Source organism: Pseudomonas sp. 32A, assembly GCF_052682255.1.
This window is the reverse complement of the sequence record NZ_JBQYLY010000001.1, coordinates 6480485-6499030: the sequence shown is the minus strand read 5'-3', so window position 1 is coordinate 6499030 and position 18546 is coordinate 6480485. Positions and strand designations below refer to the sequence as shown.

18 protein-coding genes are annotated in these 18546 nt (G+C 61.8%); 12 read left to right on the top strand and 6 right to left on the bottom strand.

Annotation, left to right across the window (positions count from 1 at the left end):
• Positions 1–41 precede the first annotated feature (41 nt).
• Entirely contained in the window at positions 42–428 is a 387-nt protein-coding gene (locus ACUN0G_RS29815; RefSeq protein ID WP_258345679.1) for a cupin domain-containing protein, read from the bottom strand.
• A gap of 263 nt (positions 429–691) precedes the next feature.
• Here ACUN0G_RS29815 and ACUN0G_RS29810 point away from each other — a divergent pair, with 263 nt between their 5' ends.
• From ACUN0G_RS29810 to ACUN0G_RS29795, 4 genes are read left to right on the top strand one after another with little or no spacing between them, the layout of a single operon-like run.
• Positions 692–1678, top strand: coding sequence for a sugar ABC transporter substrate-binding protein (locus tag ACUN0G_RS29810; RefSeq protein ID WP_017479686.1), 987 nt, complete (start codon positions 692–694; stop codon positions 1676–1678).
• On the top strand, positions 1678–3213 hold the full coding sequence (locus tag ACUN0G_RS29805; protein ID WP_258345680.1) for a sugar ABC transporter ATP-binding protein: 1536 nt from the start codon (positions 1678–1680) through the stop codon (positions 3211–3213). The genes ACUN0G_RS29810 and ACUN0G_RS29805 overlap by 1 nt, the downstream gene beginning before the upstream one ends.
• Positions 3200–4192 (top strand): ABC transporter permease, encoded by a 993-nt coding sequence (locus ACUN0G_RS29800; protein ID WP_445575115.1) that lies wholly within the window; start codon positions 3200–3202, stop codon positions 4190–4192. The genes ACUN0G_RS29805 and ACUN0G_RS29800 overlap by 14 nt, the downstream gene beginning before the upstream one ends.
• On the top strand, positions 4189–5166 hold the full coding sequence (locus tag ACUN0G_RS29795) for an ABC transporter permease (protein ID WP_258345683.1): 978 nt from the start codon (positions 4189–4191) through the stop codon (positions 5164–5166). The genes ACUN0G_RS29800 and ACUN0G_RS29795 overlap by 4 nt, the downstream gene beginning before the upstream one ends.
• Before the next feature lie 30 nt (positions 5167–5196).
• Here ACUN0G_RS29795 and ACUN0G_RS29790 read toward each other — a convergent pair whose 3' ends face one another.
• From ACUN0G_RS29790 to ACUN0G_RS29775, 4 genes are read right to left on the bottom strand one after another with little or no spacing between them, the layout of a single operon-like run.
• A complete protein-coding gene (locus ACUN0G_RS29790) occupies positions 5197–6048 on the bottom strand; it encodes an urea carboxylase-associated family protein (protein ID WP_177084923.1) in 852 nt (283 codons plus the stop codon).
• Positions 6049–6062: 14 nt separating this feature from the next.
• Positions 6063–6728 carry a GntR family transcriptional regulator gene (locus tag ACUN0G_RS29785; protein ID WP_445575114.1) on the bottom strand — a complete coding sequence of 222 codons (666 nt, stop codon included), beginning with the start codon at positions 6726–6728 and terminating at the stop codon, positions 6063–6065.
• A 17-nt stretch (positions 6729–6745) separates the two neighbouring features.
• Positions 6746–8254, bottom strand: a complete 1509-nt coding sequence (locus ACUN0G_RS29780) for an amino acid ABC transporter permease/ATP-binding protein (protein ID WP_421524318.1) — start codon at positions 8252–8254, stop codon at positions 6746–6748.
• A gap of 16 nt (positions 8255–8270) precedes the next feature.
• Positions 8271–9116 (bottom strand): ABC transporter substrate-binding protein, encoded by an 846-nt coding sequence (locus tag ACUN0G_RS29775; RefSeq protein ID WP_445575113.1) that lies wholly within the window; start codon positions 9114–9116, stop codon positions 8271–8273.
• A gap of 265 nt (positions 9117–9381) precedes the next feature.
• On the opposite strand from ACUN0G_RS29775, the gene ACUN0G_RS29770 reads away from it, so the two are divergent.
• The 8 genes from ACUN0G_RS29770 (at position 9382) to ACUN0G_RS29735 (ending at position 18280) form a co-directional block, all read left to right on the top strand.
• Entirely contained in the window at positions 9382–10782 is a 1401-nt protein-coding gene (locus ACUN0G_RS29770; RefSeq protein WP_445575112.1) for a DHA2 family efflux MFS transporter permease subunit, read from the top strand.
• A 118-nt stretch (positions 10783–10900) separates the two neighbouring features.
• Entirely contained in the window at positions 10901–11860 is a 960-nt protein-coding gene (locus ACUN0G_RS29765; protein WP_076013553.1) for an AraC family transcriptional regulator, read from the top strand.
• 85 nt (positions 11861–11945) lie between these two features.
• Positions 11946–13322, top strand: a complete 1377-nt coding sequence (locus ACUN0G_RS29760) for a Rieske 2Fe-2S domain-containing protein (RefSeq protein WP_445575111.1) — start codon at positions 11946–11948, stop codon at positions 13320–13322.
• Positions 13319–13807 carry a benzoate 1,2-dioxygenase small subunit gene (gene benB, locus ACUN0G_RS29755; protein ID WP_421524323.1) on the top strand — a complete coding sequence of 163 codons (489 nt, stop codon included), beginning with the start codon at positions 13319–13321 and terminating at the stop codon, positions 13805–13807. The genes ACUN0G_RS29760 and benB overlap by 4 nt, the downstream gene beginning before the upstream one ends.
• 10 nt (positions 13808–13817) lie before the next feature.
• Positions 13818–14840 (top strand): benzoate 1,2-dioxygenase electron transfer component BenC, encoded by a 1023-nt coding sequence (gene benC, locus ACUN0G_RS29750; protein ID WP_445575110.1) that lies wholly within the window; start codon positions 13818–13820, stop codon positions 14838–14840.
• Between the two features lie 10 nt (positions 14841–14850).
• Positions 14851–15612 (top strand): 1,6-dihydroxycyclohexa-2,4-diene-1-carboxylate dehydrogenase, encoded by a 762-nt coding sequence (locus ACUN0G_RS29745; protein ID WP_445575109.1) that lies wholly within the window; start codon positions 14851–14853, stop codon positions 15610–15612.
• A gap of 55 nt (positions 15613–15667) precedes the next feature.
• Positions 15668–17002, top strand: coding sequence for an MFS transporter (locus ACUN0G_RS29740; RefSeq protein ID WP_421524325.1), 1335 nt, complete (start codon positions 15668–15670; stop codon positions 17000–17002).
• Between the two features lie 30 nt (positions 17003–17032).
• Positions 17033–18280, top strand: a complete 1248-nt coding sequence (locus tag ACUN0G_RS29735; protein ID WP_445575108.1) for an OprD family porin — start codon at positions 17033–17035, stop codon at positions 18278–18280.
• On the opposite strand, the gene ACUN0G_RS29730 is transcribed toward ACUN0G_RS29735, so the two are convergent.
• On the bottom strand, positions 18277–18495 hold the full coding sequence (locus ACUN0G_RS29730) for a DUF2790 domain-containing protein (RefSeq protein ID WP_445575107.1): 219 nt from the start codon (positions 18493–18495) through the stop codon (positions 18277–18279). The genes ACUN0G_RS29735 and ACUN0G_RS29730 overlap by 4 nt on opposite strands.
• Positions 18496–18546: the final 51 nt, after the last annotated feature.

Sequence of the window (18546 nt, the reverse complement as noted above, 5' to 3'; positions counted from 1 at the left end):
GTGATGTAAAGACTAGCCCAAACAGGTAACGCCGGTCGGTGCTAAATCCACACGTCGTTGATCGCCGTGCGCTCACCCCCTTCGGCGCCGGTGTTCAACACACCGCAGGGCTCGATCAACAGCAGCTTCACCTCACCCAATGCGTGCGGCTTGTGCTCCACGCCTTTGGGCACCACGTACATTTCCCCTTGGCCTATGGTCACGGCGCCGTCGCGGAAGTCGATGCGCAGGGTGCCTTCCAGGACGATAAAGGTTTCATCGGTGTCGGCATGGTCGTGCCAGATAAAGTCACCTTCAATCTTCACCACCTTGAACTGGTAGTCGTTCATCTGCGCGACGACCTTGGGCGCCCATTGCTCGCTGAACAGGGCATATTTCTGGGCGAAGTTGATCGAAGTGTAATTCGTCGACGCTTGGGTAGCAGGCATTGTAGGTTCCAGGGTTTCAGGACGTTGGAGCCTTAAGGTAGGCCCAACGGTCCGCCGGATATTGAATGATCGTGTAGCGCGAGACGGTCCTGGGGGCGTGCAACTGTTGGCTGTGCAACAGCAGTCGGACAGTTGTGGTTTGCTCGAGACAGCACGACATCGCCTATTGTTTTTATCCGATTGATTTTATTGAAAATAATTTATGGCATGGGCTCTGCAATGCACAGGTGAACCCTTTCACCCGTCGCTCAGCGGAGCCCTGTATGCCTTGCACTTTTTTCTCGCGTTCCCGTTTCATCTGGCTTGGCGCAGCGCTGTTGCTGGGCCACGCCGCCCTGTCCCAGGCCGCCGAGGGCGATGACGCGGTGCCGTCCCTGGCCGGCAAGCGCATTGCCGTGAGCATGACCGGCACCAGTCACTATTTCGATATCAAGGCCTTCCAGGCCCAGGTCGACGAGATCAAGCGCCTCGGCGGCACGCCGATCACCCTCGACGCCGGGCGCAATGACAAGAACCTGGTGACCCAACTGCAAACCGTGGTCACCCAGAAACCCGATGCGGTGATCCAGACCCTCGGCACCCTCAGCGTGATCGACCCGTGGCTCAAGCGCATCAGCAAGGCCGGCATCCCGCTGTTCACCATCGACGCGCCTTCGCAGTACAGCCTCAACAACACCACCTCGGATAACGTCGCCACCGGCAAGGCCCTGGCCGATCAACTGATCAAGGACGCTGGCGGCAAGGGCAAAATCCTGGTGTTCAATGGCTTCTACGGCGTGCCGGTGTGCGCGATTCGCTATGACCAGTTGAAGCTGGCACTCAAGGATCATCCGCAACTGGAAATCATCGAGCCGGAGCTGCGGGATGTGATCCCCAACACCGTGCAGGATGCGTATTCCCAAGTGTCCGCGTTGCTCAACAAGTACCCGGCCGGCAGTGTCTCGGCGATCTGGGCGGCGTGGGACATTCCGCAACTGGGGGCGAGCAAGGCGTTGATCGATGCCAAGCGCACCGAGATCAAGACTTATGGTGTGGACGGCACGCCTGAAGTGCTGGAGCTGCTGGGCCAGGCCAATTCGCCGGTGGGCGCGGTAGTCGCCCAGCAACCGGCGCTGATCGGCAAGACCGCGGTGCAGAACGTGGCCCGCTACCTGGCCGGGCAGCGCGACCTGCCCAAGGAAACTCACGTCGCGACGTTGCTGACCACGGCTGCCAACCTGGCGCAGGTCCAGCAACTGCGGGGTGATTGATGGCCGCGTTGCACTTGCAGCACCTGCACAAACGTTTCGGCGCCACCCTGGCGCTGGATGATGCCAGCCTGAAGGTCGAGCGCGGCACCATTCACGGCCTGGTGGGTGAGAACGGTGCCGGCAAGTCGACCTTGATCAAGGTCCTGGCGGGCATCCACAAGGCGGACTCGGGGCAGGTGAGCATTGACGGCCAGGCGTACTCCGCACTGTCGCCACGCCAGGTGGACGCGTTGGGCGTGCAGTTCATCCATCAGGAGCGGCTGTTGCCGGCGAGTTTTACCGTGGGTGAAGCGCTGTTCTTCGGGCATGAATTACGCCGGGGTCCGTTTGTGGATCGGCGCCGGCAGCAGCGTGAGGCCGAGCGCTTGCTGGCGGAATATTTTGAGCTGCAACTGCCCGCCGACGCGTTGGTAGGCGAGCTGAACAGCGCCGAGCGCCAGGTGCTGCAAATCACCCGGGCCTTGATTCGCCAGCCGAAGATCCTGGTGTTCGACGAGCCCAGCGTGGCGTTGGTCAAGCGTGAGGTCGACCAACTGCTGCGGATCGTCAAACGCCTGCGGGACCAGGGTTTATCAATCCTCTACATCTCCCATTACCTGCAGGAAATCGACAGCCTGTGCGATGAGGTGACGGTGTTGCGCAATGGTCGTGATGTGGCGGTGGTAGAGCCACGGCATACCTCCAGCGCGCAGATTGCGCGGCTGATGGTCAACCGTGAGGTGCAGGACATGTACCCCAAGGCTCAGGTCGAACTGGGTGAGCCGTTGCTGCAAGTGCGCTCGCTGAGCCTGGCCCGGCGCTACCGGGAGATCGACCTGGAGCTGCGCCGAGGCGAAATCGTCGGCCTGACCGGGCTGGTCGGGTCGGGCGCCAAAGACTTGCTAAAGACCCTGTTTGGCGTAGCGCGTGCCGACAGCGGCAGCATCCACCTGGAAGGCCGTTTGTTGCGCCTGCGTTCACCCGGTGACGCCATCGCCCAAGGGATTGCCCTGGTGCCGGAAGAGCGCCGCAGCCAGGGGATTTCGCCGCTGCTCTCAGTGCTGGAAAACCTCACGCTGGCCGGGCTGGCGCGGTTCAGCCGTTGGGGTCTGCTGAACAGGCGCCAGGAACAGGCGGAAAGCCTGCGGCTGATCGACGAACTGGCGATCAAGGCGCCAGGTCCTCAGGCCGCGGTCAGCCAACTCAGCGGGGGCAACCAGCAAAAGGTTGCCTTGGGCAAATGGCTGAGTCGACGCTCGGCGGTGTATCTGTTGGATGAGCCGTGCGTGGGGGTGGATGTGGGCGCCAAAGTCGAGATTTATCGCCTGATCGGGCGCCTGGTGGAAGAGGGGGCTGCGGTGCTGGTGCTGTCTTCGGACTTGCCCGAGCTGCTGGGAATCTGCGACCGCATCCTGGTATTGCATCGAGGCGAGATTGCCGGTGAGTTCCTGGCCGGTGAGGCGGACAGTGATCAATTGCTGGCGTGTGCCACGGGTGCTGTGCCGCCCACGGTATCCGTGCCGGTGCATCGGGAGGTGGCGCATGTCCCTGCTTGAAACCACTGCGCCGGGCTTGTCCCAACGGTTGTGGGTGCTGGTGTTGCGGCGGGGTTCGGTGGGTGTGTTCCTGGCGATCCTGCTGGGGTTTGCCGTGGCCGCGCCAAACTTTCTGTCGGTGGGCAATATCGCCAATGTGTTCAGCCAGTCGGCCATCCTGGGGGTGCTTGCCTTCGGCCTGACTTGCGTGATTATCGGCGGCGGTTCCAATGTCGTCGCCGGCGGGCTGGACCTGTCGCTGGCGGCCAATCTGGGGTTGTGCGCTGCGGTGTTCAGCCGACTCAATAATGCCGGTCTCGACCTTTGGGCCAGCCTGCTGCTGACCTTGGGCTGCGGCCTGGCGGTCGGCCTGCTCAATGGCCTGGCCGTGGTGGTACTGCGTTTGCCGCCGTTGCTCGCGACCCTGGCAAGCATGAATGTACTGGCCGGCCTGGAGCTGGTCCTGACCGAAAACACCGTGGTTTCCACCGACTCACCGTTGCTCGACCTGCTCAGCGGCGGGACCTGGCTGGCCGTGCCGGCACTCGCCTGGGTGTTGCTGGTGACGGCCTTCGTGCTGACCCTGTTGATCCAGCACACGGCGTATGGCCTGCGCCTGCATGCCGTTGGGGAATACCCGCACGCCGCTGAGGCTGCGGGCATTCGAGTGCCTGCGTATGTGCTTTCCAGCTACCTATTGTCGGGGTTGTGCGCTGCCGTGGCGGCTTTGTGTTCAGCGGCATTTTTCAGCGGCAGCACCACCGGCTCCGGCGACATGCTGCTATCGGTGGTGGCGATTGCCTTTCTCGGCGTGGTGTTTTCCCGGCGGCTGGTGGCAAGCATCCCCGGCACCTTGCTCGCGACCTTGTTGATCGGTTTTCTGATCAACGGGTTTCAACTGCTCAACCTGTCGAGCTTCTGGGTCAACGGTGTGCAGGGCGTGCTGATTTTGCTGGTGGTCGCGGCTTCCAGTGCATTGAACCGGGGAGAGCCTTCATGAGTCAGGTATCGACGCTGCAAGCGCGTGGTGGCGGGTGGCGTTCACTGTTACCCCTGACGTTGCCGCTGGTGTTCGTGGCCATTGTCGTGGTGTTCGCCTGGCAGGCCCCCGGGTTCCTCAGTGGCGGTAATCTCAAAAGCCTGGTGCTGAACAACTTCGTGCTGCTGGCGATTGTCGCCATCGGCATGACCTACGCGGTGGCGGCAGGTGGCATCGACCTGTCGGTGGGCACCGCGCTGGATTTTGCCAGTTTCAGCTTTGTAGTGTTACTGAACGCCGGACACGGGTTGGGGGTGGCGATTGCTGGCGCGTTGGCCGCCGGGTTGCTGGTAGGACTGTTCAATGCTGGCTTGATCGCAGGTCTGCGGATCAGCCCGTTCCTGGCCACCCTTGGCACCCTGTTTATCGGCACCAGTGCCCAGCAGTTGCTCTCGGACGGCGGCCAGCCGATCTACATCGCCCAGGGTTTCAAGCCGGAATTGGCGAGTTTCAGCCCGTTGGGCGTGCCGTTGCCGTTGTTGATCGTGCTGGTATTGGCGGTGGTCTACGGCCTGTTGCTGGCCCGTGGACGCCTGGGGCGCGAATTGCTGGCCCAGGGCACCCAGCCGCTGCTGGCGTATTACTCGGGGTTGTCGGTGCGGCGCATCGTCACCACCACGGTGCTGGCGGCGGCGCTGGCATGCGGGGTGGCGGGGATTCTGCTCAGTTCGACGGTGAGCGCTTATGTGCCGCTGTCGGGCAACGCGTTCCTGCTGAATGCGATTGGCGCGGTATTTATCGGCACCACGTTGAATCGCCAGGGCCGGGCGAATATTCCGGGCACGCTGCTGGGTGTGCTGTTCATCAACGTCATCGCCAATGGCTTGCTGTTGATCGGCTGGAATTTCTACTGGCAGCAGGTGGCCACCGGCGTGCTGATTTTTGTGGTGCTGGCCTTCAGTTTTATCAGCCGCAGGATCGCCCAGAACACCTGAGGCACGGCGCCCCAGGGTTCAATCCGGCCGTTACTTTTCCCAGTCAGCCTTGGGAATCAACAGACCATGGTTGCCGTTATAGGCGGCGCGCTCTGGCTGTTTCCAGCCTTCCAGCAGCGCGTCATCGAGGCGGTAGATCTCGACGCCCAAGGGACGGCAGACCTTCAACGGGTCTTCCGCATCCGGGCCCCACATCGGCAGCGACAGGTCGCCACCGGGGCAGGTAGAGAGGGCACACAGCAGGTCGATTTCCGCAAAGAACTCCAGGTAGTCGCCCTGTTTGGCCGGGCAGGCTTTCATGAAGTACATGTCGTCGTGATTCAGGCCGGTGCACTGGAAGATGTTCAGCACGTCGTGCACGTCGAACTCGGTCAGGCCGTGGGGCAGTACCGCGCGAGTGAGGTTGGAGTGGCAGTGGTGGTGGAAATCTTCGCCGGTGAGCATCTTGTTCACGTAAGGGTCGCAGCGCGTGCCGAGCAAATCGTGCAGGCGCCCGCCGTGTTCGTCGATGCCATAGTCGGCCAGGCTGTCGTCGGTGATGGTGACCATCGGCCGCAAAAACGGCAGGTTCGACCACAGGCGGTCGTATGTAGTGACGTGAGCGCCTTGCAGCTGGCGCGTACGCGATGCCCACATGCGTTCGCGGGGGTCGTTGGCACTCCACACGTTGAAGTCGCCGACCTGCGGGCCCACCGGCGTGGTCACGCGGAACACATGGCCGGCCGGTACTTTCCAGGCGCGGCCGGTGCGGATCGGCACTTCGAATTGTTCGATCAGGGTGCGGCCATCCCGGGACTCGCGCACGCGGTCATAGAAAGCTTTGTCGACCTGCAAGGCAGCGCCTTTGCTGACTTGGTAGGCCGCTGGGTAGTCCTTGTACATGGTGGGTCCTCGCTTCAGGGTTTTGGAAGGCTGCTCAGGATGTCCAGCAGCAGCGATTCGGAGTCATTGAGGTAGCTGGCCAGGGCTTCCCCGGCGGCTTGTTTGTGGCCGTCAACCAGCAAGTCGTGAATCTGCCGGTCGCGCTCCAGCCAGGGCTTCTGGAAGGTTTCCTCGCTGGGCGCGTTGGAAAACACCAGGCGCATCTGCGCTGCAATATGGGTAAAGAATTCGTCCAGCAACGGGCTGCGCATCAGCCCGACAATATGTTGGTGAAAGCGCAGGCTGTGGGTGCCGAAGGCTTGCCAGTTCTCGCGGTCCTGGGCCAGTTGCGCGGCCTCGATGGACTCGAGCATCAGGTCGGACTGGTATTCGCGCAGCGGCTTGCTGGCGGCGATGGCTTGCAGCTCCAGGGTGCGTCGCACCTTGAAGAGGTCACGCACTTCCTCCACCCCCAGGCGGCGCACGATCACGCCCTTGTTGCGCACGTAACTGGTCAGGCCTTCGCGGCCCAGGTGGTGCAAGGCTTCACGCACCGTGTTGCGCGAGGCGTTGTAGGCATTGACCAGCTCGCTCTCCACCAGCGGCATGCCGGGCAGCAGGCGGCCGCCGATGATGTCTTCACGCAGCTCGATGGCAACCTGGTCGGCCAGCGACAGGCTGGGTTCCTTGGCTTGACTCACGTTGGGGCTCCTTGGGCTCACGCCAGTTGGACGTCTTTGAGGAACTTGGTCATGCGTTCGCTGCGTTGTTCGAGCATTTCACGCGGCGGGGCGTCCTGGATAATCTCGCCGCCCTCCATGAACACCACGCGATCGGAGAGCTTGAACGCGAAGTTCATTTCATGGGTCACGATGACCATGGTCATACCTTCGCGAGCCAGCTCTTCGATCACCGCGAGCACGTCGCCCACGAGCTCGGGGTCCAGGGCTGAGGTGGGTTCATCAAACAGCATCACCGACGGCCGCATCGCCAGGGCCCGCGCAATTGCCACACGCTGCTGTTGTCCGCCGGACAATTGATGCGGGTACTTGCCAGCGTGCTCCAGCATGCCCACCTTGCGCAGCAGGGCCAAGCTCAACAGGCGAAGTTCTTCGGCACCACCATGGGCATGGTAGACGGGCGCCAGCATCACGTTCTCAAGGGCGGTTTTGTGGGGGAACAGGTTGAACCCCTGGAACACCATGCCTACATGGACGATACCGCGCATATGCACCTTGTGACCCAGCGCACCCTGGGGTTCCTGAGTGCCACGCAGGAACGGCTGGCCTTGCAGGGTGATTTCGCCACGGTCCAGGCTTTCGAGGCCGTTCATGGTGCGAATCAGCGTGGTCTTGCCCGAGCCCGACGGGCCGATGATCGACACCACCTCGCCCCAGCGCACATTCAGTTCAACGCCCTTGAGCACTTCCAGTTCGCCATAGGCCTTGCGCACTGCGCGGGCCTGCAACGCAAACTCGCCGGGCTCGGCCTGGCCGGACGCACGACGCGTCGCCACCTGGTCGAGTTCAGCGGGCGCGATGGCCTTGGGTTTGCGGCGGGTCACGTCCAAGTGGTTTTCAAGCACCCGCAGCAGCCAGCTGAACACCGTCACGATGAACACGTAATAGAACGCCACGGCCAGCATGGTCTCCATCACCAGGAAGTTCTGGGTGTAGAGCTGTTGGCCCACCAGCAGGATTTCCGAGAGCGAAATCACCGACACCAGCGAGGTCAGCTTGACGATGGTGATGTATTCGTTGGCCAGTGTCGGCAATGCCACCCGCAGCGCCTGGGGCACCACGATCAGGCGCTGAACGCCGCGATAACCCACGCCCAACGCCTTGCCGGCTTCGCGCTGCCCCTTGACCACCGCCAGCAAGCCGCCCCGATGAATCTCGGCGATGTAGGCCGCTTCACTCAACACCAGGGCGATCAGGCCCGCGGAGTAGGGGTTGGACAGCACCACGCTGGTGGACGGAAACACCTGGGGCAGGTTGTAGACAAAGATCAACAGAACCAGTAACGGCAGGCTGCGGAAGAACCAGATGTAGACGCCGGCCGAGTCCCGCAGCCAGCGGCGTTCCGACTGCCGCGCAAGTGCCAGGAAAAACCCCAGCACAATGCCCAGCAGCCAGGTTTCCAGGCTCAGTTCGACCACAGTGCCGACGGCGCGCCAGAAATCGCCGTTCCACAACAGGCCCAGGGTGTAGTGCCAATCGAATTGCATAAAGGTGCTCCGCGTTTCAGTTACCCAGTGCCGCAGTGATTTCGGCGGTGTTCGGCTCGGCCAGGTTGTAGCGCGCAAGCAGCTTGCCGTAGCTGCCGTCCTGCTTGATCTGGTTCAGGGCACCGGTCAGTTCCTGGAGCAGTGCCGGGTTTTCTTTACGCACGGCCAGGCCGACCACCACCGGGTAGATCAATTCGTTGGAGCTGATCACGGTTTTGCCCTGGAGCTTTTCGACGGTGATCTTGGCGACCGCCGCGTCTTCCATCTGCACGTCCACTGCCTGGGCCAGCAAGGCCTGGGCCGTTTCCGGGGACGTCGGAAACTCTCGGGACTCGATCGCCGGCTTGCCCGCAGGGAGGCAGTAGTCTGTCGAAACCCTGTTCAGCTTCGGCACCCACGACGCGCCCTTGATCGAGCCCACGCGCTTGCCGCACAGGTCTTCCGGGCGCAGGGGTTTGAAGTCGCCGGCGCTGAGCACCATCAGCGAGGAACCGGTCTTCAGGTAGCTGAGGAAGTCCACCTGTTTGGCGCGCTCGGGCGTCACATACAGCGCCGAGGCCACCACGTCGAAACGCTGCGCGTTGACGCCAAGGATCAGGTTGGCGAAACGGGTGTCGAGAAAACGCGGTTTCAGCCCCAGTTGCTTGCCCATCAATTGCATGAACTCCGGGTCGAAACCGGCCGGGGTCTTTTGCTCAAGATAGGTGTAAGGCGGGTAGGTGAGGTCCGAGCCGATCGACAGCTCGCCTTGTTTGAGGGTGCCCTTGATCTCGGCAGCCGACAGTAGCGGCGTCACGCACGCCAGGGTGATCGCTAGCCCCAATGTGCGCAGGGTGTTCTTGCCCGTCAGACCTTTTTGCATGTTTGTCGCCTCGGTTGCTGGATTCAGGGAGTAGTCATGATTGTTCAACAATCCTGTATTAGTGGGTAAGCGTTTATCGTGCCAAGTAGATTGGTTACGGGTTTTTTGATGAGTTTTGATGGGAGGCGAGGGCTTTTTTTGTAGGTGCGCACACCAATTCGGGGCGATTCGTTACCAGGCGCTACGTTGTGGGGCGGGAATATTGCGGGGCATCACGCGCGCACTTATTGATAAAGTGCCGCTACGAAACCCTGAGTGAACAGCAATGACGTCGATCTCCCAACGCCGCTCAACCTTGATTGCCTTGTTGGTCGCCGTCACCTTTTTCATGGAAAACCTGGACGCCACGGTGATCGCTACGGCGTTGCCGGACATCGCCAAAACCTTCGGGGTGGGGGCGGTGGACGTGAACATCGGCATGAGCGCCTACATGCTCGCCGTTGCGGTGTTTATACCCATCAGCGGCTGGCTGGCCGACCGCTTTGGGTCGCGGCGGGTATTCGGTTCGGCGATTGTGCTGTTCAGTGTGTCGTCGTTGCTGTGCGGGTGGAGTGACAGCCTGCAAACCTTCGTCGCAGCGCGCGTGTTGCAGGGCATCAGTGGGGCGATGATGGTGCCGGTGGGACGCCTGGCAGTGCTGCGCTCGACCGAGAAGAAAGACCTGGTGCGGGCGATTTCATTTATCACCTGGCCCGGCTTGGTGGCGCCGATACTCGGGCCGCCGGTGGGCGGGTTTATCGTTACCCATGCGTCCTGGCCGTGGATTTTCTACCTCAACCTGCCACTGGGCCTGCTGGCATTGATCGCCACACTGGTGTTGATTCCCAAGCGTGACGAGGTCACTGCCCGCACCTTCGACTTCAGCGGTTTCCTGCTGGTGGGCGTCGCCAGCGCGGCGCTGTTGTACGGTGTCGAACTGCTCGGACAAAGCCGTGGCAGCTTGTTGCAGGGCCTGTTGCTCAGCGGCGCAGGCGTGATGCTCGGTGCCTTTGCCTGGCGCCATATGCGCCGGCATGCCCAGCCGTTACTGGCGTTGGGTGTGGTGAGCGTGCGCACCTTCAGTGTGTGCCTGTGTGGCGGGTCGATTTTTCGGGTGGCCATCAGCACCTTGCCGTTCCTGCTGCCGTTGATGTTTCAACTGGCGTTCGGTCTCTCGGCCTTCGATGCCGGGTTGCTGGTGCTCGCGGTATTTGCCGGCAACCTGGCGATGAAGCCGTTCACCACCTGGGTGATGCAGCGTTGGGGTTTTCGCCCGGTGCTGATGATCAACGGCATTCTGAGCGTACTGGCGATTGCCGCCTGTGCACTGCTGGACGAGCGCATGAGCTGGGCACTGATCCTGTTCATTCTGTTCGTGGGCGGCCTGTCACGCTCCATGCAGTTCACGTTGTTCAACACCCTGGGGTTCGCCGATATACCCAAGGCGCAGATGAGTGATGCTTCAACCTTGTTCAGTATGTTTTTCCAGCTGAGCATGGCCATGGGCGTGGCGATTGGCGCGCTGTTGTTACGTTTTGCCATGAATTTTCACGGCAATACCGGGCAGGCCGCCACCGCCGATTTCCAGCTGACGTTTCTGTTGGTCGCGGTGATTGCCAGCGTGGCGCTGCTGGATAACCTGCGGCTGCCGCCCCAGGCCGGGGAGTCGGTGCTGCAACGCAAATGAACCCACGATACCTTGGGGGTATGAAGCAACACCTATTGAATATTGGACGGTTCAAGTCCCCCGCATCACTCTGCGGTGACCTACACACGCAGGGCCCATAACAATAAAAGGCGCAACCATGACCGTGCTATTGAGTGAGCGCAGCCAGATTTTCGATCGTGCAGATGCCTATGCCGTGTCCGACTACGTCAACCAGCACGTAGGCAGCCACTGCATCCGCCTGCCACCCAAGGGCCGCCCGCAGGCGAGCATCAGTCACCGGACCTTCTCCAGCCTGGACCTGTGCCGCATCAGCTACGGTGCGCCGGTGCGGGTGACGTCGGTGGCGCTGGAAACCATCTACCACCTGCAAATCCTGCTGCACGGCCACTGCCGCTCGAACTCCCGTGGCGAAGAGCAGGTGCTGGGCCCGGGGGAAGTGCTGCTGATCAACCCGGATGACCCGGTGGACCTGACCTATTCCGCCGACTGCGAAAAATTCATCGTCAAAGTCCCGGTGCGCCTGCTGGAAAACGCCTGCCTTGAACAGCACTGGACGTTGCCGCAGCCGGGCATCCGTTTCGCGGCGCCGCGCCATGCACTCACTGAAATGGGCGGGTTCCTGCAACTGCTGGGGCTGATCTGTCATGAGGCCGAAAACGCCGCCGAACCGGAAGTGCAGGGCCTGTACGAGCGCATCGTGGCCAATAAGTTATTGGCGCTGCTGGCCAGTAACGTCCTGCGGGTGATCCCGCGGCCTGATCAAGGCGGTGGCTTTGAAGCGGTGCGCCAGTTTATCGAAGAGCACCTGACGGACGACATCAGCGTCGAACAACTGATGGCCATCGCCAGGGTCAGCGAGCGGTCGCTGTATACCCTGTTTGAACGCCAGGTCGGCCTGTCGCCCCGGGACTACATGCGCCAACGCAAACTGGAGCGGGTGCACACCATGCTGCAACTGGCCACGGCGCGCAGCGTCACCGAGGTGGCGCTGGATCACGGGTTTGTGCACCTGGGGCGTTTCTCCGAGGCCTATCGCAAACGCTTTGGCGAGTTGCCCTCGCAGACGTGGAAGCGCCGGCTTGCGCCAGGCGGATAGCGAATTGCAGTCAGCGGATATTGAGGGGTAGGGCAAGCACATAAGGTGGGGGCGCCTGATACAAGAACAACCGAGGGCCTACCCCATGATCAGCACATTCGACCGACTCGCCCGACAATTGCGCGACTCCGTCCAGGAAGATCCCGCCACCGGGGTGTTCCGCTGCCGCCGCGACATCTTCACCGACCCCGACCTGTTTGCCCTGGAGATGAAGCACATTTTCGAAGGCGGTTGGGTCTACCTGGCGCATGAAAGCCAGGTGCCAGAAATCAACGACTACTTCACCACCTGGATCGGCCGCCAACCCGTGGTCATCACCCGCGACAAGCAAGGCTCGCTACATGGCCTGGTCAACGCCTGCGCCCACCGTGGCGCCATGCTCTGCCGCCGTAAACAAGGCAACAAAGGCTCGTTTACCTGCCCGTTCCACGGCTGGACCTTCAGCAACGCCGGCAAGCTGCTCAAAGTGAAGGATGCCAAGACCGGCGCCTACCCCGACAGCTTCGACTGTGACGGCTCCCACGACCTCAAGCGCCTTGGCCGTTTCGAAAATTATCGCGGCTTCCTGTTCGGCAGCCTCAGCGAGACGGCGCCGGAACTCAGCGACTACCTGGGGGAAACCCGAGTGATCATCGACCAGATGGTCGACCAGGCACCGCTGGGGCTGGAAGTGCTGCGGGGCAGTTCGTCGTATGTGTATGACGGCAACTGGAAGCTGCAGATCGAGAACGGCGCCGACGGTTATCACGTCAGCTCCGTGCACTGGAACTACTCGGCGACCATGGGCCGCCGTAACTACGAAGCCGAAGGCACGCGCACCGTCGATGCCAATGGCTGGTCGAAAAGCCTGGGCGGCGTCTATGCCTTCGAGCATGGGCATATCCTGCTGTGGACGCGCCTGCTCAACCCTGAAGTGCGCCCGGTGCATGCTCACCGTGAAGCGCTGGCCGAGCGCCTGGGCCAGGAGCGTGCAGACTTTATCGTCGATCAAACCCGCAACCTGTGCCTCTACCCGAATGTGTACCTGATGGACCAGTTTTCCACGCAGATCCGCGTAGTGCGGCCGATTGCCGTCGACAAGACCGAGGTCACGATCTACTGCATGGCGCCCAAGGGCGAAAGCGCCGAGGAACGCACCACGCGTATCCGCCAGTACGAAGACTTCTTCAACGTCAGCGGCATGGGTACGCCGGACGACCTCGAAGAGTTCCGCGCCTGCCAGACCGGCTACCAGGGCGCGACCACCTTGTGGAATGACCTCAGCCGCGGCGCGAAACAATGGGTGGAAGGCGCCGACGACAACGCCCGGGCCATGGGCATGAACCCGCAGCTCAGTGGCGTCAAAACCGAGGACGAAGGGCTGTTCGTGCGCCAGCACGCCCATTGGGCCCAGAGCCTGCAACAGGCGATCGAGCGCGAGCAGCAAGGCCTGATCGCCACGGACAAGGAGGTGCTGTCATGAGTGCTTCCCGCGACCGCCTGCTGGATTTTCTGTACCGCGAAGCGCGCCTGCTGGATGACCGCCAGTGGGATGAGTGGCTCGAATGCTATTCACCCAAGGTCGAGTACTGGATGCCGGCCTGGGACGACCACGACACCCTGACCGAAGACCCCCAGAGCGAAATCTCGCTGATCTATTACCCAAGCCGTGACGGCCTGGAAGACCGCGTGTTCCGGATCAAGACCGAGCGCTCCAGCGCCAGCACCCCGGAGCCGCGCACCGCGCACCTGATCACCAACCTCGAAGTGCTGGCCGATGACGGGCAACACGTGGAACTGCGTTTCAACTGGCAAACCCTCAGCCATCGCTACAAGACCACGGATACGTACTTCGGCACCTCGTTCTATCGCCTGGACATCCGCGCCGATCAGCCGCTGATCACGCGCAAGAAGGTGGTGCTGAAAAACGACTACATCCATCAGGTCATCGATATCTACCACATCTGAGGACACGCCCATGACGTACTCCATTGCCCTGAACTTCGAGGACGGGGTGACCCGTTTTATCGACTGCAAGGTGGGTGAAAAGGTCCTCGATGCGGCCTTTCGCCAACGTATCAACCTGCCCATGGACTGCTCGGACGGTGTGTGTGGCACCTGCAAATGCCGCTGTGAAACCGGCGTCTATGACTTGGGCGACGACTATATCGAAGACGCTCTGAGCGAAGATGAAGCCGGCGAGCGCCAGGTGTTGACCTGCCAGATGGTGCCGCAATCCGACTGCGTGATTGCCGTGCCGGTGCCGTCCGGTGCGTGCAAGACCGGCACTGCGCAGTTTGCCGCAACGGTGGCGAGCATTACCCGGCATGCCGACGCCGCCCTGGAGGTGAGTTTCGAGCTGGACCAGGCGCCGGTATTCCTGCCGGGCCAATACGTGAATATCGGCGTGCCGGACAGCGGGCAGACCCGCTCGTATTCCTTCAGCAGCAAACCCGGCGACAAACACGCCAGCTTCCTGATCAAGCATGTGCCTGGCGGGCTGATGAGCGGCTGGCTGGAGCGCGCCCGGCCGGGCGATGCCGTACCGATGTCCGGGCCACTGGGCAGTTTCTACCTGCGTGAAGTGGTGCGGCCGTTGTTGTTGCTGGCGGGCGGCACCGGATTGGCGCCGTTCCTGTCGATGCTCGAAGTGCTGGCCGAACGCGGGGAAACCCGGCCGGTCCGGCTGATCTACGGCGTGACGCGGGATCAGGACCTGGTGATGGTCGAGGTGCTGGCAGCCTTCGCCAAACGCCTGCCCAATTTCAGTTTTGTCACCTGCGTGGCTGACCCTCAGACCGCACACCCACAGCAGGGCTATGTCACCCAACACATGGCCGCTGACGTGCTGAACGACGGCGACGTGGATGTGTACTTGTGCGGGCCGCCGCCGATGGTCGACGCGGTACGCCAGCACTTCAAGAACCAGGGTGTAACCCCCGCCAGCTTCCATTACGAGAAGTTCACGCCCAACGCCATCGTCACCGGCGACGCCGCCTGAGGAAAGCCCCATGAACCCACGTTTCAACAACAAGGTCGCGCTGGTGACCGGCGCCGCCCAGGGCATCGGCCGGCGTGTCGCCGAGCGTTTGCTGGAAGAGGGCGCCTGGCTGGTGGCGGTCGACCGCTCGGAGCTCGTGCATGAGTTGCAGCATGAGCGGGCGCTGGTCCTCACTGCCGACCTTGAACAGCACGCCGAATGCGCGCGCGTGATGGCCGCCGCCAAGGCGCGATTCGGGCGTATCGACGTTCTGGTCAATAACGTCGGAGGGACCATCTGGGCCAAGCCCTTCGAGCACTACGCCGAGAACGAAATCGAAGCCGAGGTGCGCCGCTCGCTGTTCCCGACCCTGTGGTGCTGCCATTGCGTGCTGCCCTACATGCTGGAGCAGGGCAGCGGCGCCATCGTCAATGTCTCGTCTGTTGCCACCCGTGGGGTGAACCGCGTGCCGTATGGCGCCGCCAAGGGCGGCGTCAACGCCCTGACCGCGTGCCTGGCCCTGGAGACTGCCGGCAGCGGAATCCGCGTCAACGCCACCGCGCCGGGCGGCACCGAGGCGCCGCCGCGCCGGATCCCGCGCAACAGCCAGCCCCAGAGTGATCAGGAGCGCGTCTGGTACCAACAGATCGTTGACCAAACCCTCGACAGCAGCCCGATGAAGCGCTACGGAAGCATTGACGAACAAGCCGGCGCGATTCTGTTTCTCGCCTCCTATGAGGCTTCTTACATCACGGGCGTCACCTTGCCGGTAGGAGGCGGCGACCTGGGCTGACCCATCGCTGTACCTGCAGACACTGACTCACAACAACAATAAAGAGAGCATTGCCATGCGTACTCATGACGTTAATTCGATTATCGACAACGCCCGTTTCAACCGTTTCCACTGGTTGGTAGTCAGCCTGTGTGCCTTGCTGTTGGTCTTTGACGGGTATGACTTGTTTATCTATGGCGTGGTCTTGCCATCGATCATGAAGGAATGGGGGCTGACGCCCTTACAGGCCGGCGCGCTGGGCAGTTACGCGCTGTTTGGCATGATGTTCGGGGCGCTGATCTTCGGTAGCCTGGCGGACAAGTTTGGTCGCCGCAAAGGCATCGCCATCTGCTTTGCATTGTTCAGCGTCGCCACCGTGATTAACGGTTTTGCCAGCAGCCCGACTGAATTTGGTATCTGCCGGTTTATCGCCGGGCTTGGCTGCGGCGGGCTGATGCCCAACGCGGCCGCGCTGATTACTGAATACGCGCCGAAGAAAATGCGCAGCATCCTGATGGCAGTGATGTTTGGCGGTTATTCGCTGGGCGGCATGCTCTCGGCCGGGGTCGGGATTTTCATGTTGCCGCTTTTCGGTTGGCCGTCCATGTTTTTCGCGGCGGCCATCCCGCTGCTGCTCATGCCATTGATTGTGTATTGGCTGCCCGAATCCATCGGGTTCCTTATCCGTCAGGGCCGGCAGGAGCAGGCGCGTGCGCTGCTCAAGCGCCTGTCGCCGCACATTTCGATCAACCCGGAAGATGAACTGCACATCAGCACCGGAAAAGGCAAAGGTGCCTCCGTGCTGGAGTTGTTCCGCCATGGCCTGGGCTTGAGGACGGCGGCGATCTGGGTCGCGTTTTTCTGCTGCCTGTTGATGGTTTACGCCTTGAGTTCCTGGCTGCCCAAGCTGATGGCGGGCGCCGGTTACAGCCTGGGATCGAGCCTGTCCTTCCTGCTGGCGCTGAACTTTGGTGGCATTGCCGGGGCGCTCGTCGGCGGTTGGCTGTGTGACCGGCTTAACCTGGTGAAGGTGGTGATCGGCTTCTTCATCGCCGCGCTGATTTCCATCAGCCTGCTGGGGATCAATAGCCCGATGCCGGTCTTGTACCTGCTGATCTTTTTTGCGGGCGCCACCACCATCGGCACACAGATCCTGCTGTACGCCGGCGCCGCACAACTCTATGGCTTGAACATTCGGGCCACTGGCCTTGGCTGGGCCTCCGGTATTGGCCGCACAGGCGCCATCGTAGGCCCGCTGTTGGGCGGCGCACTGATGGGCATTGAGTTGCCCCTGCATCTGAACTTCATGGCCTTTGCCATTCCTGGGGCTATCGCGGTGCTGGCGATGACGGGATACGCCCTGAATGAACGTCGAGGCCGGCCAGGGGTGGTCGCCGCCCCGGCGCAATAACTGTCGATAACAATAACTAAGAGCAACGACATGAATACACAACGTATCTGGCTGTCCCTGTTGGGCATGCCCCTTGCGGCGACGGCGGCTGAGGGCGGTTTTTTCGCAGACTCCACCGCCACCTTGCAGGCCCGCAATTACTATTTCAGCCGCGACTTTTCGGACATCGTGGGCGCCAACAAGCAATCAAAGGCGCAGGAGTGGGGCCAGGGTTTTATCCTGACCTACAAATCCGGCTATACCCCGGGGCCCGTGGGTTTCGGTTTGGATGCACTGGGCACCCTGGGCCTCAAGCTCGACAGCAGCCCGGACCGGACCAATACCGGCTTGCTGCCGGTCAAGGGCGATGGCAGTGCCCCGGACGACTACAGCCGTTTGGGCCTGACCTTCAAGGCGAAACTCTCCAAAACCGAATTGAAGGTTGGCGAACTGCAACCCAACCTGCCGGTATTGGCCTTCAGCGACATTCGCCTGTTGCCGCCCAGCTACCAGGGCGTGAGTGTCAGCTCCGGCGAAATCGCCGGCCTGACCCTACAGGCCGGGCATTTGACCACCACCAGCCTGCGCAACGAAGCCGGCGACGAGAAGATGATCGCCATGCTCGGCCATGTGCCGCAACGCGGCGCAGAAAGTGATGGGTTCAACTACGTCGGCGGCGACTACGCCTTCAACACCAACCGTACCAGCGTCAGCTACTGGCATGGCCAACTCAAGGACATCTACCGCCAGGACTTTGTCGGCCTCAAACACAGCCAGCTGATGGGCGACTGGATACTCGGCGCCAACCTCGGCTACTACGATGCCCGGGAAGACGGCGACAAACTGCTCGGCAAGATCGACAACCAGGCGTTTTTCTCGCTGCTGTCGGCCAAGCATGGCGGCCATATCTTCTACGTCGGCTATCAAGCCATGTATGGCGACAGTGCGTTCCCACGGGTGTTCGCCAACATCTCGCCACTGGGCAACGAGGTGCCCACCTACGAGTTCGCCTACACCGACGAACGCTCCTGGCAAGCGCGGTACGACTACGACTTCGCGGCGCTGGGCATTCCGGGGCTGACCACCACCGTGCGCTACATCACCGGCAACAACGTGACCACCGGCGCCGGTTACGAAGGCAAGGACCGCGAGCGCGACCTGGATATCGGCTATGTGGTGCAAAGCGGCACGCTGAGCGGCCTGGGCATCCGGGTGCGTAACGTCATGGCCCGCTCAAACTACCGCAGCGATATCGACGAGAACCGGCTGATCCTCAGTTACACCTGGAAGCTGCTTTAAACCCCGCCCTGGCACGTACCCATGACCTGGTAGTTGACGGTGTGGCTGACGCCCTGGCTGTCGAGATAAACCATCGTCGCCGGTTCTACCTGGCAACTGCCGGGCACGGGTGTGAGTGAAATAACGCGCTGGATATCCGGCGCGTCATTGCTGCCAGCCGCCAGGGCGCCGGTGGCGCTGAAGAGCAGGATCAAGCTGAGCCATTTGATAGTCATGATGAGTCCCTCTGTGAGTAGGGTTCATTTTAGTGATTGCCACAGCGGGAT

Bases quoted from the DNA above. Each gene is read 5' to 3' on its own strand.
- ACUN0G_RS29815 (WP_258345679.1), bottom strand. From the start codon at position 428: ATGCCTGCTACCCAAGCGTCGACGAATTACACTTCGATCAACTTCGCC.
- ACUN0G_RS29810 (WP_017479686.1), top strand. From the start codon at position 692: ATGCCTTGCACTTTTTTCTCGCGTTCCCGTTTCATCTGGCTTGGCGCA.
- ACUN0G_RS29805 (WP_258345680.1), top strand. From the start codon at position 1,678: ATGGCCGCGTTGCACTTGCAGCACCTGCACAAACGTTTCGGCGCCACC.
- ACUN0G_RS29800 (WP_445575115.1), top strand. From the start codon at position 3,200: ATGTCCCTGCTTGAAACCACTGCGCCGGGCTTGTCCCAACGGTTGTGG.
- ACUN0G_RS29795 (WP_258345683.1), top strand. From the start codon at position 4,189: ATGAGTCAGGTATCGACGCTGCAAGCGCGTGGTGGCGGGTGGCGTTCA.
- ACUN0G_RS29790 (WP_177084923.1), bottom strand. From the start codon at position 6,048: ATGTACAAGGACTACCCAGCGGCCTACCAAGTCAGCAAAGGCGCTGCC.
- ACUN0G_RS29780 (WP_421524318.1), bottom strand. From the start codon at position 8,254: ATGCAATTCGATTGGCACTACACCCTGGGCCTGTTGTGGAACGGCGAT.
- ACUN0G_RS29775 (WP_445575113.1), bottom strand. From the start codon at position 9,116: ATGCAAAAAGGTCTGACGGGCAAGAACACCCTGCGCACATTGGGGCTA.
- ACUN0G_RS29770 (WP_445575112.1), top strand. From the start codon at position 9,382: ATGACGTCGATCTCCCAACGCCGCTCAACCTTGATTGCCTTGTTGGTC.
- ACUN0G_RS29765 (WP_076013553.1), top strand. From the start codon at position 10,901: ATGACCGTGCTATTGAGTGAGCGCAGCCAGATTTTCGATCGTGCAGAT.
- ACUN0G_RS29760 (WP_445575111.1), top strand. From the start codon at position 11,946: ATGATCAGCACATTCGACCGACTCGCCCGACAATTGCGCGACTCCGTC.
- benB (WP_421524323.1), top strand. From the start codon at position 13,319: ATGAGTGCTTCCCGCGACCGCCTGCTGGATTTTCTGTACCGCGAAGCG.
- benC (WP_445575110.1), top strand. From the start codon at position 13,818: ATGACGTACTCCATTGCCCTGAACTTCGAGGACGGGGTGACCCGTTTT.
- ACUN0G_RS29745 (WP_445575109.1), top strand. From the start codon at position 14,851: ATGAACCCACGTTTCAACAACAAGGTCGCGCTGGTGACCGGCGCCGCC.
- ACUN0G_RS29740 (WP_421524325.1), top strand. From the start codon at position 15,668: ATGCGTACTCATGACGTTAATTCGATTATCGACAACGCCCGTTTCAAC.
- ACUN0G_RS29735 (WP_445575108.1), top strand. From the start codon at position 17,033: ATGAATACACAACGTATCTGGCTGTCCCTGTTGGGCATGCCCCTTGCG.
- ACUN0G_RS29730 (WP_445575107.1), bottom strand. From the start codon at position 18,495: ATGACTATCAAATGGCTCAGCTTGATCCTGCTCTTCAGCGCCACCGGC.